The 22,046-nt window shown below is 78.5% G+C and carries 16 protein-coding genes; 6 read left to right on the plus strand and 10 right to left on the minus strand.

Annotated features, from left to right (window positions below):
• Positions 1–312 precede the first annotated feature (312 nt).
• Positions 313–1,383, plus strand: coding sequence for a ribosome small subunit-dependent GTPase A (gene rsgA / locus CP974_RS25165; RefSeq protein WP_223844412.1), 1,071 nt, complete (start codon positions 313–315; stop codon positions 1,381–1,383).
• Between the two features lie 309 nt (positions 1,384–1,692).
• On the opposite strand, the gene CP974_RS25170 is transcribed toward rsgA, so the two are convergent.
• The 8 genes from CP974_RS25170 to CP974_RS25205 all read right to left on the minus strand — a co-directional run bounded on the left by CP974_RS25170 (position 1,693) and on the right by CP974_RS25205 (position 12,681).
• A complete protein-coding gene (locus CP974_RS25170; protein WP_078915782.1) occupies positions 1,693–2,718 on the minus strand; it encodes an ABC transporter ATP-binding protein in 1,026 nt (341 codons plus the stop codon).
• Positions 2,715–5,519: an FtsX-like permease family protein gene (locus tag CP974_RS25175; RefSeq protein ID WP_031134564.1), complete on the minus strand. Its 2,805-nt coding sequence runs from the start codon at positions 5,517–5,519 to the stop codon at positions 2,715–2,717. The genes CP974_RS25170 and CP974_RS25175 overlap by 4 nt, the downstream gene beginning before the upstream one ends.
• Positions 5,516–8,926, minus strand: coding sequence for an FtsX-like permease family protein (locus CP974_RS25180; protein ID WP_031134566.1), 3,411 nt, complete (start codon positions 8,924–8,926; stop codon positions 5,516–5,518). The genes CP974_RS25175 and CP974_RS25180 overlap by 4 nt, the downstream gene beginning before the upstream one ends.
• Positions 8,927–9,120: 194 nt before the next feature.
• Complete coding sequence (locus CP974_RS25185; protein WP_078915783.1) at positions 9,121–9,813, minus strand: ABC transporter ATP-binding protein; 693 nt, start codon at positions 9,811–9,813, stop codon at positions 9,121–9,123.
• A gap of 157 nt (positions 9,814–9,970) precedes the next feature.
• On the minus strand, positions 9,971–10,378 hold the full coding sequence (locus tag CP974_RS25190) for a PIN domain-containing protein (protein WP_031134570.1): 408 nt from the start codon (positions 10,376–10,378) through the stop codon (positions 9,971–9,973).
• Positions 10,375–10,650: a hypothetical protein gene (locus CP974_RS25195; protein WP_031134572.1), complete on the minus strand. Its 276-nt coding sequence runs from the start codon at positions 10,648–10,650 to the stop codon at positions 10,375–10,377. The genes CP974_RS25190 and CP974_RS25195 overlap by 4 nt, the downstream gene beginning before the upstream one ends.
• Before the next feature lie 120 nt (positions 10,651–10,770).
• Positions 10,771–11,253, minus strand: a complete 483-nt coding sequence (locus tag CP974_RS25200) for a DUF456 family protein (RefSeq protein WP_031134574.1) — start codon at positions 11,251–11,253, stop codon at positions 10,771–10,773.
• Positions 11,254–11,694: 441 nt separating this feature from the next.
• Positions 11,695–12,681, minus strand: a complete 987-nt coding sequence (locus CP974_RS25205; RefSeq protein WP_031137311.1) for a helix-turn-helix domain-containing protein — start codon at positions 12,679–12,681, stop codon at positions 11,695–11,697.
• Positions 12,682–13,180: 499 nt separating this feature from the next.
• Here CP974_RS25205 and CP974_RS25210 point away from each other — a divergent pair, with 499 nt between their 5' ends.
• Together CP974_RS25210 and CP974_RS25215 are read left to right on the plus strand one after the other, a co-directional pair.
• Positions 13,181–14,923, plus strand: a complete 1,743-nt coding sequence (locus CP974_RS25210) for a pyruvate dehydrogenase (RefSeq protein ID WP_031135890.1) — start codon at positions 13,181–13,183, stop codon at positions 14,921–14,923.
• A gap of 162 nt (positions 14,924–15,085) precedes the next feature.
• The gene (locus CP974_RS25215) at positions 15,086–15,508 is read left to right on the plus strand and encodes an ATP-binding protein (RefSeq protein ID WP_031135888.1); all 423 of its coding nucleotides are present in this window, start codon (positions 15,086–15,088) and stop codon (positions 15,506–15,508) included.
• 356 nt (positions 15,509–15,864) lie between these two features.
• Here the strand turns inward: CP974_RS25215 and CP974_RS25220 are convergent, their stop codons facing one another.
• Complete coding sequence (locus CP974_RS25220) at positions 15,865–16,932, minus strand: DUF2637 domain-containing protein (protein WP_031135887.1); 1,068 nt, start codon at positions 16,930–16,932, stop codon at positions 15,865–15,867.
• A 290-nt stretch (positions 16,933–17,222) separates the two neighbouring features.
• On the opposite strand from CP974_RS25220, the gene CP974_RS25225 reads away from it, so the two are divergent.
• Positions 17,223–18,194, plus strand: coding sequence for a carbohydrate kinase family protein (locus CP974_RS25225; RefSeq protein ID WP_031135885.1), 972 nt, complete (start codon positions 17,223–17,225; stop codon positions 18,192–18,194).
• Between the two features lie 112 nt (positions 18,195–18,306).
• Here CP974_RS25225 and CP974_RS25230 read toward each other — a convergent pair whose 3' ends face one another.
• Entirely contained in the window at positions 18,307–19,197 is an 891-nt protein-coding gene (locus tag CP974_RS25230; protein WP_031135883.1) for a (2Fe-2S)-binding protein, read from the minus strand.
• A gap of 147 nt (positions 19,198–19,344) precedes the next feature.
• Between CP974_RS25230 and CP974_RS30500 the strand changes: the two genes are divergently transcribed.
• Positions 19,345–20,373: a GntR family transcriptional regulator gene (locus tag CP974_RS30500; RefSeq protein WP_224354485.1), complete on the plus strand. Its 1,029-nt coding sequence runs from the start codon at positions 19,345–19,347 to the stop codon at positions 20,371–20,373.
• A 112-nt stretch (positions 20,374–20,485) separates the two neighbouring features.
• Positions 20,486–21,652, plus strand: a complete 1,167-nt coding sequence (locus tag CP974_RS25240; protein WP_051840027.1) for a WD40 repeat domain-containing protein — start codon at positions 20,486–20,488, stop codon at positions 21,650–21,652.
• The last annotated feature ends 394 nt before the right edge of the window (positions 21,653–22,046 follow it).

The raw sequence follows: 22,046 nt of genomic DNA on the forward strand, positions 1-22,046 counted from the left end.
GACGTTCCGACGCGCCGACCGCGATGGAGCGTGCCGAGACGCGACGCCGCCGCTCCGACGCGAGGGCGACCGACAGGGAGGTGAGGGCATTGACGACTGCCACCACGCGGGTGCTGACCCCGCCCCAGAGACTCATCATTCCCGCTCCCGTGGCCTCCGGCTGACCGAGCAGTCCGCCGCACGCGCCCGACGAGGCGCGCGCCGCCGGGGCCACCCTGCGAAGGGCACCCCTTGTCTACCTCGTCCACCACCGGCTCCTCCTCCTCTTCCTCTTCCTCTTCCGCGCTCTCCCCCCTCCCGTCCTCCTCTCCTCTGTCCTCCTACGGATGGGACACCCACTGGGAGGCGGAGTTCGCTCCGCACGCGGAGCGCGGCCTGCTGCCCGGCCGGGTCGTCCGCGTCGACCGCGGGCAGTGCGACATCGCCACCACCGAGGGCGTCGTGCGCGCCGACACGGCGTTCGTGACGCCCCACGACCCCTTGCGGGTGATCTGCACGGGCGACTGGGCCGCCGTCGACCCGGCCGGGGGCACACCCCGGTACGTCCGGGCCTACCTGCCGCGCCGCACCGCCTTCGTGCGGTCGACGTCGTCGAAGCGGTCCGACGGCCAGATCCTCGCCGCCAACGTCGACCACGCGATCGTCGCCGTCTCCCTCGCCGCCGAGCTCGACCTGGGCCGGATCGAACGGTTCCTCGCCCTGGCCTGGGAGTCGGGCGCGCAGCCGCTCGTCGTCCTCACCAAGGCCGACCTCGTCCCGGACCCGGTCGGGCTGTCGTACCTCGTACAGGACGTGGAGACCACCGCGCCGGGCGTGCCCGTGCTGCCGCTCAGCTCCGCCACCGGGGAGGGCGTCGACGTGCTCCGCGCGATCATCGCGGGCGGTACGAGCGTCCTCCTCGGCGTCTCCGGCACCGGCAAGTCGACCCTCGCCAACACCCTGCTCGGCGAGGACACCATGGCCGTCCAGGCGGTCCGGGACGTCGACGGCAAGGGCCGCCACACGACCACCACCCGCAATCTCCTCACCCTGCCCGGCGGCGGCGTCCTCATCGACACGCCGGGGCTGCGGGGGGTGGGCCTCTTCGACGCGGGCACGGGGGTCGGGCAGGTCTTCTCCGAGATCGAGGAGCTCGCCTCCTCCTGCCGCTTCCACGACTGCGCCCACGCCACCGAACCCGGCTGCGCGGTCCTCGCCGCCGTCGAGGAGGGGGCCCTGCCGGAGCGGCGCCTGGAGAGCTACCGCAAGCTGCTGCGGGAGAACCAGTACATCGTCGCCAAGACCGACGCCCGGGTCCGGGCCGAGCTGCGGCGCGACTGGAAGCGCAAGGGTGCGGAGGGCCGCGCCGCCATGCAGGCCAAGCGCGGCGGCCTCATCCGCTGAGCCCCGCCCCGGCGCCCGCCCGGCGCCCGCCCGCCGGCACGGGCGGGCGGGCACCGCGGGCGCCGGGGCCGGGCGGGGCCCGCACCGGAGGGGCGCGGGGGCCGGGGGGCGGCGGGGTCCGCACCGGCGGGCGGCGCCTCGGGCCGGTGTCCCGCCAGCGTGGCGCGGAGGGCGGGGCCGCGGCCGTACCGGCGGGGCGCGCCGGGCGCGTGCCGGGTCTCCAGGCCGTGCGTAGGCCCGGCAAGGCGGCCACCGCGTGCGTACGGCCCCGGCCCTGACGGTGCGCCCGAAGGCCCCGCCCCGCGCGGCTCAGGCGTCGGGCGGGACGGTGTCGTCCGGCCAGACGCCGATGTGGTCCGGCTCCCGGCGGAGCATCACGCGGTCGCGCATGCCGAGGCCCTCCGTGTACTCGGCGGGGAGCTGGAGGCGCCCGGCCCGGTCGAGCATCGCGTACTCGCGGGCCACCGTCGCCTCCCGGCCCGTCGCCGCGTCGACCTCCGTACGACGCAGGATCTCCGTGGAGGTGCGGCCGTCCCGGATCGCGACGGTGCGGCGGACCTCGCGGGCGACCGCCTGGTCGTGGGTGACGATCACGACGGTCGTGCCCAGCTCGGCGTTGGCCCTGCGGAACGCCGCGAACACCTCCTCGGCGGTCCGCGAGTCCAGCTCGCCCGTCGGTTCGTCCGCCAGCAGCACCGACGGGTGGTTCGCCAGGGCCACCGCGATGGCCACGCGCTGCTGCTGCCCGCCGGACATCTCGTGCGGGCGCCGGTCGCGGCAGTCCGCCACACCGACCACCTCCAGCAGCGCCCCGACCCGTTCGCTCCGCTCCCGCGCGCGCCCCCGGCCCCGCAACTGCGCGGGCAGCGCCACGTTCTGCGCGGCCGTCAGGTAGGGGAGGAGGTTGCGGCGGGTCTCCTGCCACACGAAGCCGACGACCTCCCGCCGGTAGCGCAGCCGCTCCCGCGAGGACATCGCCAGCAGGTCCCGGCCCGCGACCTTCGCCGCCCCGGCCGTGGGCGTGTCCAGCCCGGCCAGGATGTTCATCAGGGTGGACTTGCCGCTCCCGGACGCCCCGACCAGCGCCATCAGCTCGCCCTCGCGGACCAGCAGGTCCAGACCCTGGAGCGCCTGCACCTCCACCCCGTCGGCGGAGAAGACCCGCACCAGCCGGTCGCAGGAGATCAGGGCGTCGTGCCCGTACGCGGGCCGGTCCCGACGGTCCGCCGCGCGCCGCTCCAGCTCGTCCAGCGCGGCCCTGGCGGCCTCCGTCCCGGAGCCGGGGGGCTCCGCGCCGTCATCGCCGGGGCCCGCGCCGGCGGAGGTGTCGGTCATCGCGTGTCTCCAGCCCTGAGTTCCGTCGTCGTACGGCCGGTCGCCGCCCACGCCTGCGCGGCCGACGCCGCCACCGCGAGCACCACCACCGCCGCCGCGGGCAGCAGCAGGCTCCACGGGTCGGCGGCCGGCGTCACCGGCCCCGGCACCCCGGCCGCGGACCGCCCGCCCAGCGCGGTAGCCGTCAGGTCGATGCCCGGCCCGAGCAGCGCGACCGCCGCCCACCCGGCGAGCACACCGCCCCCGGCCGCCGCCAGCGCGAGCGGCAGCGACTCCACCACCAGCAGCCCTCGCCCCTGGCGCCGGGTCAGCCCCATGGTGCGCAGCCGCGCCAGCAGCGCGACCCGCTCGGGCGCGGCCCGGACCAGCGCCAGCAGCAGCGCCACGGCCGCGTACGCGGCGCCCGCCGCGACGGCGGCGACATAGACCAGCTCGGCGCCCCGCTGGGCCGGGGAGTCGGTGAACCCGGCCCGTACCGCCGCCCGCAGCGCCACCTCCGGTGCGTCGGCGCCCGGCGCCCCGGCCGCCGCCCGCAGGGCCGCACCGGACAGGGACGAGCCGCTGACCAGCAGGGTCGTCGGCGCCCTCGCCGCGCCGCCGGGCAGGCCCGCCGCGTCCACCACCAGGAACTCCCCGCCCGACGCGGCGCCCGGCGTCACCTCCCGCACGGCCGCCACCCGCACGGTGAACGGCGCCTCCGCGGGGCCCACCAGCACCGCGTCCCCGCCCAGCAGCGCGGCGACCCCCGGCGACGCGACCGCCGGAAGCACCCCGGACCCACCGGCGCCCGGCGGCGCGCGCAGGGCGTCCGCCCCGAAGGCGCCGAGCCCCGTCCGGGCCGCCAGCCGCGCGTACGACTCGGCCTCGACGGCCAGCAGCGTCACCGCGCCGACCCCACCCGTGTCACGCTCCCGCAGCTCCAGGTCGTACGAGCGGCGCACGGCCGCCACATCGGTCACCCCGGCCACCCGCCGCACCGCCCCGGCCGCGCCCTCGGGCAGCGGGTCGCCGTCCACGCGCGCGTCCGCCCCCACCGCCGCCAGCGAGGCCCGGTCCCGCGCGTCGGCCACCCCCGCCGGCACCGACCCGCCGAACGCCGCCGTCGTCAGCGCCGCCACCAGCGCCAGCAGCGGCAGCGCCCCGCCGCCGCCCGCCCGGCCGGCCCGCGCCAGCGCCAGGAACGCCACCGGGCCGCGCCGCCGCGCCGCCCACCGCGCCGCGAGCCGCAGCGGCAGGGGGAGGAGGCGGACCAGCAGCAGCGTCGCGATCAGGGCGACCAGCAGCGGCGCGGCGCTCGCCAGCAGGTCCACGCCCCCCGCGCCGGCACCGCCCCCGGCCGTCGCGGCGGCGCCGCTCCCGCCCGCGCCGCTCCCACCCGCACCGTCCCGCCGCAGCGCCGCGACCGCGCCCACCGCGAGGACCAGCGCCGTCAGCTCCGCGACCACCCGGCCCCGCGAGCGCCCCGCACGCCCGGCGTCCGCCCGCCCGCCGTGCACCCGCACCCGCCGGTGCGCGAACGCCGCCCGCGCGGGCAGCGCCCCGCACGCCACCACGGCCACCGCGGCGGCGGCCCACACCGACGGCAGCGCCCGGCCCTCCGGCACGGCGGCGAACGCCAGCGCGCAGCCCGCCGCCGCGGCGGGCAGCACCGGCACCGCCGTCTCGCCCAGCAGCCGCCCGGCGACCCCGGCCACCGAGCCGCCCCGCGCCCGCAGCAGCGCCAGCTCGTCGTGGCGCCGCGCCGCGACCAGGCCGCCCGCCATCAGCAGGACCACCCCGGCGACCCCCGCCACGCCGAACGCGGCGACCGCGACCACCGGGTCCAGCCCCGCCAGCGTCCGGTCCACGCCCAGCAGCACGTCGTCCAGGGCCGTCTCGACGAACAGCTCCGGCGAGAACGCCTCGCCCAGCTCCGCCCGCACCGGCCCGTCCTCCACCGACGCGACGGCCGTGCGCAGCGCCCGCGTGTCGTCCGCGCCCAGCCCGGCCGGGTCGACGGCGATCCGCCAGTACGCCTCGCCGTCCGGACTCGCCGACCGCAGCACGGGCGCGGCGTCCGGGGCCATCAGCAGGGCCCCGTGCCAGTACGGCCGCGGCGCCGGCCCCTCCTTGACCAGCCGCACCGGGGCCCGCAGCACCGGCTCGAACGCCCAGTAGCCGCCGTCCGGCCGTACGGGCTCCACCACCCCCGTCACGCGGACGGCCAGCGGCGCGCCGCCCATCGGGCGCGGCAGGTGCACGACGGCGCCCGGACGGATCGCCAGGGTCCGGGCGGTCGCCGCGGTGACGGCCGCCTCCACCGCGTCCGTGCCCTCGGTGACCGACCCGCGGGCCGCCCGCGGCAGCCGCCCCTCGCGCACCACCGCATGCCGGTCGACGCCGTGCTGGGCGGAGAGCGTGAACACGGTCCGCCCGCCGTCGAGCTGCGGCACCCACGGGTCGCTCGCCGCGAGCGGGGTCCCCGTGCGTGCCCCGTACGCCGACTCCGCCGGGTCCGCGCGCAGCGGCGCGGGCAGCGCGGCGACGACCCGCCGGTACCGCTCCGCCAGCACGGCGGGGTCGAGCGGATCGGCGGACGAGCCGCTCTCCTCCCGCCACGGCGTGTCCGTCAGCGCGATCGCGCCGCGCTCGGGCGGGGCGGTCGCCAGCCCGTGCCGCAGCCCGGCCGCCGCGTACGCGTCCATCGCCCGCGGCAGCGCCGCCGCCGGGAACGCCGTCGCGAGGGTCAGCACCAGCAGCGCCACGGCCGCGCCCGGCGCCGTGCGCAGCCTCGTACGGACCCAGGGGGCCACGGCCCTCATCCCACCCCGCCTTCCCGCGCGCCGGCCGCCCGCGCCGGGCCGCCCCGGCGCAGCGCGACCGCCGCCACGATCAGCGCCGGCGCGACGGCCACCCCGGCGAGCAGTGCCAGCACCCGCCCGAGCGGCAGCTCGACGAGGACCTCCGGCACGGGCCGGGTCGCGTGCCCGGTCAGGACGACCAGCGGGATCACGGCCCGCGCCAGCAGCGCGCCCAGCAGCGGCCCGATCACCAGCGCCAGGCCGATCAGCGACGCCTGCTCCAGGGCGACCAGCCGGGCCGGCAGCCGGCGCCGCGCGCCCAGCGCCCGCAGCACGGCGAACTCCGCCGACCGCTCCCGCAGCGCGCCCGCCGTGCTCACCGCGAACCCGACGGCGGCCAGCAGCGCGGCGGCCACCGCCGCCCCGAGCAGCGCCGCCCGCGGGCCCGCGCCGAGCGGGTCGTCCGACAGCCGCCGCGCCAGCTCGTCCCGTACGACGACGCCGGACGGGTCCGTGTCGGCACGGGCCCGCAGCGCCGCCGCCACCTCGGCCGCCGCGCCGCGCTCGGCGAACAGCCACCACTCGCCCGGCGGCAGGGACGCGTCGGGGCGGGCGGCGAGCACCTGGTTGACGGCGCGCAGGTCGAGCAGGAGCGCCCCGCCGTCCGCCCGCTCCGCGGCGGCGGTGTCCTCGGCCGAGCCCGCCGCGCCGGGGCCGGTCGTCGGGACGGCGTCCAGTACGCCGGAGACGCGCACCCTGACCGGGCCGCCCGGCATCGGCACCTCCAGCGTCGTGCCGACGGCGGCGCCGCTGGACTCCAGGAAGCGGGGCGTGGCCAGCGCGGACGGCACCGGGGGAGCGGCCCGCCGCAGCACGGCGCGCACGGTGGCCGACCGCTCGGCGCCCCAGGCGTCGGGGACGGGCGCGACCCCGGTGTGGAACGCCACCTCAAGCGGGGCGCGGGCCGTCGACGCGCCGGCGGTGGCCTCCGGCGCCCGCTCGCCGGCCCCGGTGGCCCGCTCGCCCGCCACGCGCGCCTCCCACACCAGACCGTCCGGTACGGCGACGGGCTCCGTGACGGGGCCGATCGTGCCGTACCCGGCCTCGGCGCGCAGCGCGCGGACCGTGAACCGCTTGGGCGTGGCACGGGCGGGGTTGCCGCGCTCCTCGATCTCCACGCTGGTCACCGCCAGCGGCCCCGCGGCCCGCCCGTACGGGGCGCCGGCGGCCCGGTCGACGTCCGCGGTGACCGTGCGCGTGCCCGGCCCTGGCCCCTCCGCGTACGGGACGGTGCCGAGCGGCAGCCGGTAGGGCACGCCGTACCGGTCCTCCACGATCAGGGCCAGTGCGGCGGCGCCGGCGCCGTGCGGGCCGTCGCCGCCGGGCGGCCGGGTCAGCGCGACGTCCAGGTGGAGCCGCCGGGTGTCGGGCGGCAGGACGATGCCCGTCCGCGGCCGGGTGCGGGGCGCCAGGGACGCCACGAGCCCCGCCGGGTCGTCGCTCTCCGCCAGGTCGTAGCGGAACGGCAGCCGCCGGTGGGCGGCCTCCGTGTCGAGTGCCAGCACCGTCGCAGCGCGGCCGCCCGACAGGCTCATCGCCGTACGGGCCGCCGGCACGGCGGCGCGCAGCCCCGGCATCCCGGCGTACGCGCCGCCCTGCCCGAAGCGGGCCGTCACCCCGCCCGTCACCCGGATGTCCGCACCGGCCCGGAAGTCCGCCTGGTCCTCCTGTGAGCGCTCCCACGACGCCCCGTGCCCGACGGCCAGCATCCCCGTCGACACCGCCAGCACCAGCAGCAGCACCGGTCCCGCGGCCCGCGCCGGACGGCGGCTGAGCTGCCACCCGGCGAGCGGAGCCGTCAACCCCCGCCCGGCCGCCGCGAGCCGCCCGGCGAACCGCGCCACCGGCGGCAGCAGCCGCAGCGTCACCACCGCCCCCGCCAGCAGCGCCAGGGCCGGCGCCACGAGCAGCAGCGGGTCGACACCCGGCGGCCCGCCCCCGCCCAGCACGTCGCCGCCCGCCGTGCGCCGCTCCAGCTGCCAGTAGGCCACCGCCGCGAGGGCCACCAGCGCCAGATCCGCACCGGCGCGCAGCGGACCCGGCAGCGCCCGCGCACGCCCCCGGTCGGCCGCCCGCGCCGCGGTCAGCGCGGGCCACGCCACGGCCGCCGCGCAGGCCACGGCCACGGCCGGGCCGGTCAGCCACACCACCGGGTCCGGCCCCGCGTCCAGGCGCGGCCCGGCCCCCGCCGGCAGGCCGCGCTCCGCCGTCAGCCGGGCCAGCGGCCCCGCCAGCAGCGGCGCGCACACCGCCGCGGGCAGCGCCAGCAGCAGTGCCTCCAGCGCGGCGAGCCACGCGATACGGCTCCGGGACGCGCCCCGCGCCAGCAGCAGCCGCGTCTCGACGTCCCGCTCCGCCGTGAGCAGCCGGGACACCAGCAGCAGCGCGTAGCCCGCGAGCAGCGCCAGCTGCACCGACACGATCAGCAGCGTGGCGCGCGCCACCAGCAGCGACCGCTCCAGCCGGTCCAGCGCCTCCGGCAGCGACGTGCGGACCGTGGCGTCGCCGCCCAGCAGCGGCTGCGCGGCGACATGGTCCCGGCTCCGCCGCGCGGCGTCGCGCAGCCCGTCCACGTCGTCGGCGCGCAGCGCACCGAAGGACGCCGTGGCCGCCCAGCCCAGCTCCTGACGGGCGACCCGGCCCGAGCCGAACAGCGCCGGATCGGCGAGCAGCGGCCCGTACGAGGTGAAGGCGCCGTCCGCGCGCACCCCGCGCCCGCCGCCCAGCCGGTCCAGCCGCCAGTAGGGGTCGGCCGCGTCGGCCGGCCGGTAGACACCGGTGACCCGGATGCGGACCGGGGGCCCGCCGAGCCGGTCCGCGAGCGTCAGCACCCGGGGGCCGGGCCGCATGCCCAAGCGCCGCGCGGCGGCCTCGGGCACGGCCACCTCCACCACACCGCCCGGTGCCGCGGCGGCCGGGCGGCGGCCCGCCGTGAACCGCACGGCGCCGGGATGGACGGCGGCGAACTCGGTGAGGTCCACCGTCCCCCCTGCGCCCGGCCCGGAGCCCTGCCCGGCGCCCGGCCGCGTCGCGCCGCCACCGGCGTCCGCGGTGCGGGGGAGGGCGTACGGGCCCGAGTGGTCGAACCGGCGCAGGCCCACCGGCAGTCCGGCGAACGACCGCTCGGCCGCCCGCCGCGCCTCGCCGGTGGCGGCCTCCGGGTCGATCCCCGCCCTCGGCGTGGTGATCAGAAGGGCGGCGTCGGCGGCGTCCCGGTGCGCGAGCGCGTGGCGCAGGCCCGCGTCCCCGACGGAGCCGGCGAAGGCGGCCAGCCCGGCCAGGACGGTGGTGGTCAGCAGGACGGCGAGCAGCGCCGCGACGAGCGGCAGCCGGTGCGCGCGCGCCCGCCGTACCAGCAGACCCACCACCGCGCCCCCCTCGACCGGCCCGTACGGCCGTCCCCCTCGAAAGTCCTTTCGGAGAGGGGATCATCGCACAGGAGCTGCGGTCAACGGCCGCCGACGACGCAGGACTTGACGCCATCGTGACCGGCGGCGGGAGCGGCACCCCGCGTCCCGCCTCGTGCGGCGCGGCGCCCGGCCGGCCGGGCCGGAGGACGGGATCAGCCCGCCGCGGTCACGGCCGGCGCGGACTCCACGATCACTCCGTCGTGCAGCTCCAGCACCCGGTCCGCGAGGTCCAGCAGCGCCGCGTCGTGCGTGGCCACCAGCGCCGTCACCCCCTCGCCCCGGACGACGGCCCGCAGCAGCTCCATCATGGCCCGGCCCGTCTCCGCGTCGAGCTGCCCCGTCGGCTCGTCCGCCAGCAGCAGCGCCGGGCGGTTCGCCAGCGCCCGTGCGATGGCGACCCGCTGCTGCTGGCCGCCGGACAGCTCGGCCGGGCGCTGCTCGGCGTGCTCGGCGAGCCCCACCATCGACAGCAGCAGCCGCACCCGCTCCTCCCGCTCGGCCGGGGCGGCGCGGCGCAGCCGCATCGGCACGCCCACGTTCTCCGCCGCCGTCAGGATCGGGACCAGCGCGAAGGTCTGGAAGACGAAGCCCACCCGGTCCCGCCGCAGCTCCAGCAGCCCCTCCTCGCCGAGGTCCGCGAGGTCGGTGCCGTCCACGGTGATCCGCCCGCCGTCCGGCGCGTCGAGGCCCCCGACGAGATTGAGCAGCGTCGTCTTGCCGGAGCCGGACCGCCCCTTCACGGCCACCAGCTCCCCGCGCGCCACCTCGAACGACACCCCGCGCAGGGCGTGCACGGCGGCCGGTCCGGAGCCGTACGAGCGCCGCAGCCCCTCCACCCGCACCATCGGGTGCCCGTCGCGTCCGTCGCCGTCGCCCACCGTGAACCGCCCCCCGTACGTCAGCGAAGCCCCCAGTATGCGCAGCCCCGCACCCCCCGACAACGCCGCACGGGACCCGCCCCGGCCGCCGGGGCCCATGGTCCCCGCCCGCGTGTCGTCACTGTCAGACGTCCTTGATCTGAACCTGGTCGCCGCACAGCTTCGACCAGTCGTCGCGATCCGAGGTCAGTACGAGGACGGGCGCCGGGGAGCGAAGCGCCATCGCGGCGACGAGGGCGTCGATGGCGTACTTGTGGCCGTGCAGGCCGCCGGCGTCGCTCAGCAGCTGCACCGCGGTGAGACTGTCCGCCTGGGTGACGTCTCGGACCTGAAGGCGGGAGAGCAGCCAGCGCAGCCGGGCGGTGTCCGTCTTCCCGTGCACGGCCTCCACCACCGTCAAGGCCGACACGAGGACGGGCACGCCTACGCGTCGAGCGGCCTCGATCCGGGTGATCACCTGGCGGTCGTTACGCAGCAGCAGCGACAGCGCTTGGGAGTCGAGCACCAGGGACCTGGCCGAGGGCTCCTTCATGCGGCGCTGTCGTTCGACGCGTAGGGTGCCGGCGCGTCACCGAACAGTTCGCTCTGCGCGGCCTGGACCTCGGCCTCGCTCAGCGGCTCGTGCTCGGCTTCGTAGGCGGCCACGATCTCGGCGAGGCCGTCCATGGCGAGTTGATGACGGACCGCAGCCGTCACGTACGCGGACACGCCGCGCTTACCGGTACGGGTGCGCAGGGCACCGAGGAGATCCGAGGGCATCGAGACAGAGACGTTCTCCGTGCCGCCGGGGCGGGATGACTTCATGGGGGTAGTGTAGTACAGAGATTATTACAGCAGCGAGCCCTCGCCCGTGAAGGGTTCCCCGCCGCGCGTCCGCTCCCGCCGCCCGTGCCGCCCTTCCACCCCGGACCCCGGACCCCGGCCTCACGTGCCGAGCGCCACTCCCGCCCAGGCCGCCGCGACGAGCAGGCACGCGTACAGCTCCACCAGCACGCTGGTGCCGATCGCCCGCATCACCCGCCGCGTCGCGGCGGCCGCCGCCTCGTGACCGCCCCCCAGACGCCGCTCCGCCAGGTAGATGCCGCCCACGTAGCCCGGCACCCCGCCGACGACCGGCACCAGGACGAACCCGAGCACGGCGCCCACCCCCGCGTACACGGCCATCCGCCGGGTCACCCCCACCCCGCGCAGCCGCCGGACCGGCAGCCGCCGCACCTCCGCCCGCGTCACCAGCAGCAGCACCGTCGCACCGGCCAGCAGCCACCAGGCCGCCGCCGACGTGTCCCGCAGCGCCCACCACAGGACGGCCGCCCACACCAGCCACGGCCCCGGGACTCCCGGCACCAGCACCCCGAGAACGCCGAGCAGCAGCACCAGGGCGACGATCAGCTCCGGCCACACACCCACCTGTCCAGCGTGCAGGAAGCACCGGGCCCCCGCCGCCCCGCGGGCCCCCGGTGACCCGACCGGCGCCCATACGACCGGTGGCCCCGCCCCGTCGGCCCGGCGGCAGCCCGCCCGCCCCGGCCGCCCCCACGCCCGGCCGGCCCGCCCCTTCGACGCGCGCCCGAGACCGCCCGCCCGGCGGCGCCCGCCCCCGCGTGGCGCCCCTCCTGCCCCTGCCCGGCTCGGCAGCCCGCTCCCGTTCGATCCGCACCCCCCGACGCGCGCCCGAGCCCGCCCGGCGGCGCCCGTGCCATCCCGCGCGCCCCACGCGGTACCGCTCCCACCCGGCAGGCCCGCGGACGCCCCGCCCCCGCCTCCGCCCCCCGCCCCCCGCCCCCCCGGACCCCGCCCGGACGCGCCCCCCCGGGGCCCCGTGCGCCCCACCCCTCCCCGCCGCCCCGCTCAGCGCACGACCCAGCCCCGTTCGTACGCGTGCCAGCCCAGCTGGAGGCGGGTCGTCACACCGGCCAGCTCCATCAGCCCCTTCACCCGGCGCTGCACGGTCCGCAGCCCCAGGTCGAGCTGCTTCGCCACGCTCGCGTCGGTCATCCCGGCCAGCAGCAGCGACAGCACCTCCAGGTCCGTCGCGTCGGGCCCCGCCGCGGGCTCCTCGGCCACCGTCCCGTCCGCCGCGCCCAGCCGCATCGGCACCGCCTCCCGCCAGACCGCCTCGAACAGCCCGGCCAGCGACTCCAGCAGCCCGCTCGCGTGCACCACGAGCGCGGCCGGTTCCGCGCCCCGCGCCGTCAGGGGCACCATCGCCAGCGACCGGTCCGCGACGACCAGCTTCGTCGGCACCCGGTCCACCACCCGTACCCGCTCCCCCCGGCTCAGCGCCGCACCGATCTCCGCGGGCCCGCCGGGCCGCTCCAGCACCTCCCGCTCCACCACGACCCGGTACGCCACCCCGCGCTCGGCGGCCCGCTCCTCCGCGTCGTTCTCCGGGCCCGCCACCACCACCGGCCGGCCCGTCACCAGCGCGCACACCTCGTCCGCCGCGCCGAGCTGGAGCTGGCGGAACCGGTGGGCCACCGCGCTCGCCCCGGTCACCACCTCCACCAGGTCGTGCACCGCCGGCGGGGCCGCCGCCTCCGCCCGGTACTCACTGGCCAGCACGGCGGCGGCGAGCTCGGCCCGCTCCAGCTCGTGCCGCTGCTGGGTCAGCAGCGCGCCCAGCGCCACCGCGGGCGGCGCCGCCACCCAGCGCCCCGTGCGGCACGAGGACCGCGCGGCCAGCCCCTGCGCCTCCAGCCGCCGCAGCGTCCGCTCCGTCTCCGGCTCCGGCAGCGCCAGCCGGTGCGCCAGGTCCGCCACCTCCGCCGCGCCCAGCGCCACCAGCGCCCGGTACGCGGACTCCTGCCGCTCGTCGAGCCCGATCGCGTTCAGCACCCGGGCCTCCTCCCCTCGGTCCGTGGCGGGAAACGGCCACGGCGCGAATCCGCCGCGCCGGTCGTCCCCACACCACCCGACACTCTGCCAAGGTGACGCCACCGCACCATCGGCGGCCCCTCGGGCACCCCGGGGACGCCCCCCGGCCACCGCGAGGACACCCCGACCGTGGTCCGCGCCGAACGCGTCGCTCCGCACGACTCGGCGGACGGCGCGCGCGACCACACAGGCCCGCCGGAGGCGCCCTCCTTTGATGGGGAAGGAGGGCGCCCCGGCGGGCACCCCGGCCCACCACTCACCGGCCCCCGGCTCCGGCCCGCACACCCCTCCCGGCCCGGCCCACCCACCCGCACATCCCTTCCCGCCCTCCCCGCCCGCCCTCCCCGGCCCGCTCGCGGCGCCGGTCCCGCGCCCCCACGGCGGCGGCCGGTACGCCGACGGGCCCAGCCGCGGGGGCGCTCGGGAGGCGGGGGCGCGCCGGGCGTGGGTGGATGGGGGCATGGGCAGACAGAACGTGGCCGAACTGTTCGTCGACACGCTCGTACGCGCCGGGGTGCGGCGCCTGTACGGGGTGGTCGGGGACAGCCTCAACCCCGTCGTGGACGCCGTGCGGCGCACCCGCGGCATCGAGTGGGTCCAGGTGCGGCACGAGGAGAGCGCCGCCTTCGCCGCCGGCGCCGAGGCGCAGGTGACCGGCCGGCTCGCCGCCTGCGCCGGGTCGTGCGGACCGGGCAACCTCCACCTCGTCAACGGCCTGTACGACGCGCACCGCTCCATGGCCCCCGTGCTCGCGCTGGCCTCGCACATCCCGTCCAGCGAGATCGGGCTCGGCTACTTCCAGGAGACCCACCCCGACCAGCTCTTCCAGCGGTGCAGCCACTACTGCGAGCTGGTCTCCACCCCCCGGCAGACGCCCCGCCTGCTGCGCACCGCGATCCAGCACGCCGTCGGGCTCGGCGGGGTGAGCGTCGTCGTCCTCCCCGGCGACGTCGCCGCCGAGCAGGCGCCCGAGGAGAGCAGGGCGTACGACCTGGCCACCACCCGGCCCGCGGTGCGCCCCGGCGACGCGGAGGTCGACGAGCTGGCCCGCATGGTCGACGCCGCCGACCGGGTCACCCTCTTCTGCGGCAGCGGCACGGCCGGCGCCCACGCCGAGGTCATGCAGTTCGCGGAGCGCGTCAAGGCACCGGTCGGCCACGCGCTGCGGGGCAAGGAGTTCATCCAGTACGACAATCCGTTCGACGTGGGGATGAGTGGGCTGCTCGGATACGGGGCGGCGTACGAGGCCACGCACGAGTGCGACCTGCTGATCCTGCTGGGGACGGACTTCCCGTACAGCGCGTTCCTCCCCGACGACGTGCGGATCGTCCAGGTGGACCTGCGGCCCGAGCGGCTCGGGCGGCGCTCGCGGCTCGACCTCGCCGTGTGGGGGGACGTCCGCGAGACCCTGCGCTGCCTCGTGCCCCGTGTGCGCCCCAAGAGCGACCGGCGCTTCCTGGACAAGATGCTGAGGAAGCACGAGCGGGCGCTGGAGGGCGTGGTCCGGGCGTACACCCGCAAGGTGGAGAAGCACGTCCCGCTGCACCCGGAGTACGTGGCCTCGGTCCTCGACGAACTCGCCGACGACGACGCCGTGTTCACCGTGGACACCGGCATGTGCAACGTCTGGGCGGCCCGCTATCTGACGCCCAACGGGCGCCGGCGGATCATCGGGTCGTTCAGCCACGGCTCCATGGCGAACGCGCTGCCGCAGGCCATCGGCGCCCAGTTCACCGACCGGAACCGCCAGGTGGTGTCGGTCTCCGGCGACGGCGGGTTCTCCATGCTCATGGGCGACTTCCTCACCCTGGTCCAGTACGACCTGCCCGTGAAGGTGGTCCTGTTCAACAACTCCTCGCTCGGCATGGTGGAGCTGGAGATGCTGGTCGCGGGGCTGCCCTCGCACGGCACGTCCTACCGGAACCCGGACTTCGCCGCCGTCGCCCGCGCCGCCGGGGCCTACGGGGTGCGGGTGGAGAAGCCCAAGCAGCTCGCGGGCGCCCTCAAGGACGCCTTCCGCCACCGCGGCCCGGCCCTCGTCGACGTGGTGACCGACCCCAACGCCCTGTCCATCCCACCGAAGATCCAGGCCGACATGGTGACCGGCTTCGCGCTCTCCGCCGGCAAGATGGTGCTGGAGGGCGGGGTCGGGCGGATGCTGCAGCTCGCCCGCTCCAACGTGCGGAACATCCCGCGACCTTGACACCCCGCCGTGCCCCACTGCTCCCCTCCGTGCGCCCGCCCGCGGACGCGCCGCACGCGTGATGCTTGCGGCAGGGGGGCATGGTTCCCCGTGAGCCTGTTCGATGAAGGGCCGACGACATGGGTGGGGGCTATGAGTGGGCGTCAGGCAGGGGTCGGACCCATGGTGGACGGGCGGGACCAGGGCATACCCGGCGCGGCGCGGCTGACCCGCCGGATCGGCGCCGGTGACCTCGGCGCGGTGGCCGGGGTGCGCGGCGCCCTGCGGGAGTTATGGGCCCACCGGGTCGCCGACGACCCGGCGTACACGGCGGAGCTGCTCACCACGGAGCTGGTGACCAACGCGCTGATCCACACGGCGTACGGGGCGGTGGTCACCGCGACGCTCGACGGGGACGTGCTGCGCGTGGAGGTGCGGGACTTCGCCCCCGAGCCCCCCGACCCGTACCTGCCGGTGTCGGAGGAGCGCACCCATGGCAGGGGCCTGCTGCTGGTGCAGGCGCTCGCCGACGCCTGGGGGATGCGGGACCAGGGCATCGGCAAGGTCGTGTGGTTCGAGCTGTCCGGGGTGAAGCCCGCCGCGTGAGGCCCCGCCGGGGGCCAACGCAGAGGGCCCCCGCGCCCGGCTCCCGCGCCGGAGCCCCCGGGCGCCACGGGGCGGAGGGCTCGCCCGTACGGCACGGGGCGCCTCCTCGTACCGAACGCGGCGGCGGGCGCTGGAAGGCCACAGGGCGGTGGGTCCCCTCGTACGGCCACAGGGCGGGGGGTCTCGTACGGCCATGGGGCGGCGGTCACGCCCGTACGGCTTCGGGGGCCGGCCTGCCGAGTGTCCGGCAGGCTCCGGCTGTCGCCCGTACGAGCCCGGTCCGCCCCCCATCCGCTCGGCGCCCCGGTCCGCTCGGCGCCCGCCCGGCCGCCCGGCGGCCCGCCCGGGGCCGGGCCTCAGCCGAACTGCTGCTCCAGGCTCTTGAGCTTCTGCTCCAGGGAGTCCAGGCGCGGGAGGGTCTGGGTGTCGTCCTCCGCCGTCAGGTCCACCGTCCGGGGCTCAGGGCCGCCCCTGACGGCCTGCAGTGAGGGCCGGGGCCGGTGCGGCGGCTGTCCCGGCCCGGATATGGCGGGCTCCGCGACGGACCCGCCCACCGCGGCCTGCCCGGAACCCGGCGCGGCGGTGAGGCCCGGCGCCTCGACCCGGCGTCCGACGCCCCGGCCGAGCCCCCAGCTCCGGTGCTGGCGGTTGAACGCCCGCAGCCGCGCCCGCTCCAGCTTCTGCCGCTCCCGCCGCTCGCGGTGGGCGCGCTCCTTCTCGCGCCGGTCCTCCCGTACCTCCTCGACGGCCTCGTCCAGGGTCCGCACGCCCTCCAGGAGCATCAGCGACCAGGCGGCGAACGTCTCGCGGGGCGCCCGCAGCCAGCGGACGATCCGGATCTGCGGCAGCGGGCGCGGGACCAGGCCCTGCTCGCGCAGCGCCGCCCTGCGGGTCTGCTTCAGGGCCCGGTCGAACAGCACGGCCGCGGACAGGGACATGCCCGCGAAGAACTGCGGGGCGCCGTCGTGGCCGAGGCCGCGCGGGGCGTGCACCCAGTTGAACCAGGCGGCGGCCCCGGCGAACAGCCACACGAGCAGCCGGGAGCCGAGGGCCGCGTCACCGTGGCTGGCCTCGCGCACGGCGAGCACCGAGCAGAACATGGCGGCGCCGTCCAGGCCGAACGGCACCAGGTACTCCCAGCCGCCGGACAGGTTCAGGTTCTGCCGGCCGAAGCCGACCAGTCCGTGGAAGGAGAGCGCGGCGGCGACGGCCGCGCAGCAGAAGAGGAGCAGGTAGGAGGCGATGCCGTAGACGGCCTCCTTGCGCCGGCGGCGCTCCTGGCTGCGCTCCCAGGAGTCGTCCGCCGCGGCCTTCTCCCCGGCGGCGCGCCTGCCGCGCGCGACCACCGCCACCGCGGCGGCGGCCCCGACGAGCATCACTCCGCCCGGAAGCAGCCATTCCAGCGATATGTCGGTCATTCTCATCCGGTGTCCCTGTCGTCGCGGTGGGCCGTTGGGTGCGCCATCCTGGCCGAACGGCGGTGCCCGTCACGGGGTTTCGCGGCAAGAGCACGCCATCGTGGTCCGAGGAGCCGCGAACCGGAGCCGTAGCATCGAACGATGATCTGATGAGCAGGGGTTCTGTTCGATTACGGCCACGCGTGCGGGTGGCGTGGAACGCGTCACGAGCGGGTGCCGGACCGGGCCCGCGGATGTGATGCTGTACCCCGGAGCGGCCGGTTCCGAAAGCCGCCGGGTGCCGAGGTGGAGAGACCATGAGCAGTCAGCGGATCACCGTGCTCGGCGAGTGCGTCGCCGACGCCTTCACCGACCCGCTCCACCCGGCGGAGCCCGACGGCACCGGGCTCACCCTGCGGGTCATGCCGGGCGGCGGGCCCGCCAACACGGCCGTCGCCCTCGCCCGGCTGGGCACCCCCGCCCGCTTCCTCGGGCGGCTCTCCGGCGACGTGTTCGGCACCCTCTTCCGCGACCGCCTGACCGCCTCCGGGGTGGACCTGACGGGCTGTGTGGCCGCGTCCGAGCCGAGCACCCTGGCCGTCGCCGACGTGGACGCCCACGGCCACGCCTCGTACGCCTTCCACGCGGAGGGCGCGGCGGACTGGCAGTGGACCGCCGAGGAGCTGGCCGCCGCCCCGCTGGACGGCACGGTCTGCCTGCACACCGGGTCGCTCGCACTGATCCGCGAGCCGGGCGGCCGACGGGTCGAGGAGTTCCTGGCCTCGGTGCGGGAGCGGGCCACCGTGTGCGTCGACCCCAACGTGCGCCCGCTGCTGGTGCCGCCCGCAGCGTACCGGGAGCGGCTCGGCCACTGGTGCGCGCTCGCCGACGTCCTGCGCGTCAGCGAGGACGACCTGGCCCGGCTCCTGCCGGGCACCGCGCCGGAGGAGGCGTGCGACCGGTGGCACGCGGCCGGGGCCCGGCTCGTCGTGGTCACGCTCGGCGGGCGCGGGGCGCTCGCCTCGCTGGACGGTGCCCGGGTCACCGTGCCCGCCCTGCCGGCGGAGGTCGCGGACACCGTCGGCGCGGGCGACTCGTTCACCGCCGGGCTGCTGCACGCCCTCGCGGGCCTGGGCCGCCTGGGCGGCCGGCTCGACGGGCTGACCCTGGACGAGACCGCCGCGAGCTGCGCGTACGCCGCGCTGGTCGCCGCCCGCACGTGCGCGGTGCCCGGCGCCGACCCGCCATGGGCGGCGGACCTCCCGGCGCCGCCCCGGCCGTCGCGCTGACGGGGGTGCGTCCGGCGCCGCCCCGCCGCGTCGGCGGGGCCGCCGCCCCGCGGCCACGACCGGCGGCTGCCTCCGCGCGGTCCGGGCGCTCCGCCCGGCGCACGACGTCCCGTCAGGCGCCGGGCGCGGCGGACAGCTTGCGGAGCCGGTCCGCGTCGCAGGTGCGCGGGCAGGTGACGCAGGTGTCCTCGGGGCGCAGGGTGTAGAAGAGGCAGCAGCTCGCCCGGTCGCGGGTGGGGAACGTCCTGCCGTCGGGCGCCGTCAGCTCGCGGAACCCGGCCGGGCCCACGTACGGCTTCGCCGTGCGGGGCAGCAGCAGCTCCAGCTCCGCCATCGCGCGGGGCTCCTCGCCGAGCAGCCCCGCCACGTACCAGATGCCCTCGACGACCTCGTCCGTCGCCATGCCCCACAGAGCCCGGCCCCGGCGCCGCATGCGCGGACCGAACCCCTCCAGCACGGGGGCCAGGTGCTCGGCGACGGCGGCCCGCACCTCGGCGCGCAGCGCCTCCTCGTCCGGGACGACCCGCGCGCCCGGCAGCGCGGCGGCGGGGTCGCCGGGCAGGCAGGCGAACTCCCGTACGCGCACGGCCATCCGGCCCAGCTCCCGGTGGAAGGCCACATCGGCGGCCGGCACGCGCGGCACCCGCCGGTGCAGGAACCACGGCACCGTCACCAGCAGGCAGGCGGGCCACGCGTACCGGTGGAGGCCGAAGCTGGCGATCACGTCCGGGCGGGCCGCCGCCCCGTAGTCGCGGAGCGTCTGCTCCTCGTCCCACGCGAGGAAGGCGTCGAGCGCGGGGCCCCCGGCCCCCAACTCGTCCGCGCGGACCCAGCCGTCGCCGTGCGGTGCCGCCTCGCCCTCGGCGAGCTCCCGCACGCGCAGGCCGGGGAAGACCTCGGCGAGGCGGGCGTACGAGGCCGCCACGGGCGACGCCGGTACGGCGGCCGGCGCGGAGGTCGAACGCGAGGCGGACGTGGACGGGAGCAATGCGGAAAGGGACATGCAGGACCACCGAATCGCGATCGTTTGCAGGTTAGCCTTACCTTACCCGATCTGATCGATGTGTGCCCTACCGCGTGGTCCGCCTATGGTTCACGCAGGCCCCGCGGCGCGAGCGGGGCCCGCACGGACAGCGGCAGGAGGACCCCAGTGGAGCAGGGCACGGCCCGTGAGGCGGCGGAGCGGCCGGGGCGGCGCCCTCCGCCGGCTCCGGCGCCCCGCCCCGCGCCGCGCCCCCGCGCCGCGCCGCCCGCCCCGGACGGCCGCGAGCGGCCGGGGGGCGGGACGACCCCGGCGGACCCGAGGGCGCCGGCGGCCCAGGCCGCCTCGGCGGCGCCGAAGGGACCCGGGACGCCTCGGGACGCGGGGGCCTTCGCGGGTGCGGGCAGCCGTGCGGGGGCCGGTCCGGGGGCTCCGCCCCGGGAGGGCCGCCCGGACGCGTCCTCGGAGCCCGCCGCCCCGTACGCCTCCGCCGGACGGGCCGGCGACCGCCTTCCGGGCCGGGCGCCCGGGGCGTACGGGCACGACGAGCCCGTGCCGCTCGGCACCCCCCGCTCCGTCCGGCGGCACTCCGTGCGCGGCCAGGTCCTCGACGCGCTGCGCGCCGCCCTCGTGGGCGGCGACCTCGCACCCGGCCAGGTGTACTCCGCCCCCGCCCTCGGGCTGCGCCTCGGCGTCTCCGCGACCCCCGTCCGGGAGGCGATGCAGCAGCTCGCCGTCGAGGGCGCCGTCGAGGTCGTACCCAACCGGGGCTTCCGCGTCGTCGAGCGCACCCCGCGCGAACTGGCCGAACTGGCCGAGGTCCGCGCCCTCATCGAGGTCCCCGTCATGCTCCGCCTCGCGCGGACCGTCACCGCCGGGCGGTGGGCCGGACTGCGCCCGCTCGCCGAGGCCACGGCCGCCGCGGCCGCCCGGGGCGACCTCGCCGAGTACGGGGAGGCCGACCGCGCCTTCCACCGCGCCGTCCTCGGCCTCGCGGGCAACGAGCAGCTCGTCGCCGTCGCCGACGGCCTGCACCGCCGCTCCCAGTGGCCGCTCGTCAGCCCGCCCGCGCTGCGCCGCGCCGACCTCGTCGCGGACGCGGCCGAGCACGGCGCCCTGCTGGACGCGCTGGCCGCCGGGGACCTGACGGTCGTCGAGTCCCTGGTCAGGGAGCACTTCACCGGCGCCCGGACCTGACCGGCCCGGGGCGGCGGGCGGGCGGGCCGGGAGCACGGACAGAGGGCGGCCGGCGAAGGGCGGCGGACCGACGGTCAGCGCCGCGGAACGGACGGGCGGAGAGGAGACGGCAGTGCGCGCCACGGTATGGACGGTCGCCAACGCCCTCGGCGTGGTCGCCGGCAGCGGCACCCGCGGGGAGCTGCTCACGGCCCTGCTGGGCGCACCCCGGAGCCCCCGGCACGTCGTCCTGCCCGCCGACGCGCCCGGCGCCCGCGAACTGGCGGCCGACCTGCGGGCGCTCGGCGACGTACGGGTCGCCCTCGAAGGGCCCGCGCCCGGCCCGGCCCCACCGCCCGGCATCCCGGCGTCCGGGCGTCCGCGCCTCTCCGACCCGGCAGCCGTCTGCGCGGCCGACCCCGTGGTGGTGACCCGCGCGTACGAGGAGGAGCCCGGCGCGTACGGCGGGCTGGGCGCCGCCTGGCTGAGGGCCGGTCAGGCGCTCGTACGGGACGACCGGACGGCCGCCGACCGGGCCCTGGCGCTGCTGGCCGCCCTGCCCGGGGACGCGGCGGCGGACGTGCGCGACGGCCTGGCCGCCCTCGCGGCGGACGCCCCGTGGACGGTGGCGGGTGCGCGGGAGGGGCGGGTGACGGCGCTGGCCGTGCACGAAGGCCGCCCGGACGCGACCGGCGACCCGCGCACCAGGGCGCTGGCCCGACTCGGCGACGGCACCCGCCTGGCGCTCGACGAACGGGGCCGGCTGCGCACCGGCCCCGAGGCGGTGCCCCGCCTGGTGGAGGCGGTGGCGGCGACGCTCGCGACCCATCCGGCGACGGCGCTGGCGGCGGTCGGGGGCACGGTGGTGACGGGGGACCGGATGGGGTGCGCGCACGCCTTCAGCCTGGGCGGGGTGGAACAGGCGGCGCCGCACTCCGGCAGGGTCACCGCGCTCGCGGCGACGGACGGGCCCCGCGTGTACAGCGGCGGCGCCGACGGCACGGTACGCCGGTGGCTCCCCGGCCGGGAACGGGACCCGGACGGGGGCGGGGCCGGGGACGCGGTCGAAGGCGGTGTGGTGGCCCGGCGCCCGTACCCGGTGGCCGCCCTGCACGCGCGGGGACGGGCGCTGGCGGTGGCGTGGGCGGACGGACTGGTGGAGGTCCGCGACCCGGACGACACGGAGGCGGCCGTACGGTCCTTCCGGCCGGGTGGGGCCGTACGGGCGGTCGCGCTGCTGCCCGACGGCACGCTCGCGGTCGGCACGGACACCGCCCTCGTACGGCTCCGCCCCGCGTGACCCGGCCGGCCGCCTCGGTCCCGGGGAGCGGCCGACCGCTGCACGGGCCCGCACGCCCGCACGCCCGCCCGGCCCTTCGGCCGGTCGGCTGCGTCCGGCCTCCTTCGTGCGGGCGTCCGGTTCGGTCCGGCCTCCGTTCGTGCGGGCGTCCGGCTCGGTCCGGCCTCCGTTCGTGCGGGCGTCCGGCTCGGTCCGGCCTCCGTTCGTGCGGGCGTCCAGCCGTCCGGAGCCGGCCGAACGGCCTGATCCCGCTGGTCCCACCCCCCTCGACCGCTGCGATCAGGCCAGCTCGGCGCCCCCTCCGCCCGCGCGATCCGGCCAACGAGCCCGAGCGGGACCCTGCCGGTCCCGACACGGCTCCGCCCGGTCCGGTCACCGATGGGACGGTGCGGAC

It is taken from the genome of Streptomyces fradiae ATCC 10745 = DSM 40063 (genome assembly GCF_008704425.1).
Classification (GTDB): Bacteria; Actinomycetota; Actinomycetes; order Streptomycetales; family Streptomycetaceae; genus Streptomyces; species Streptomyces fradiae.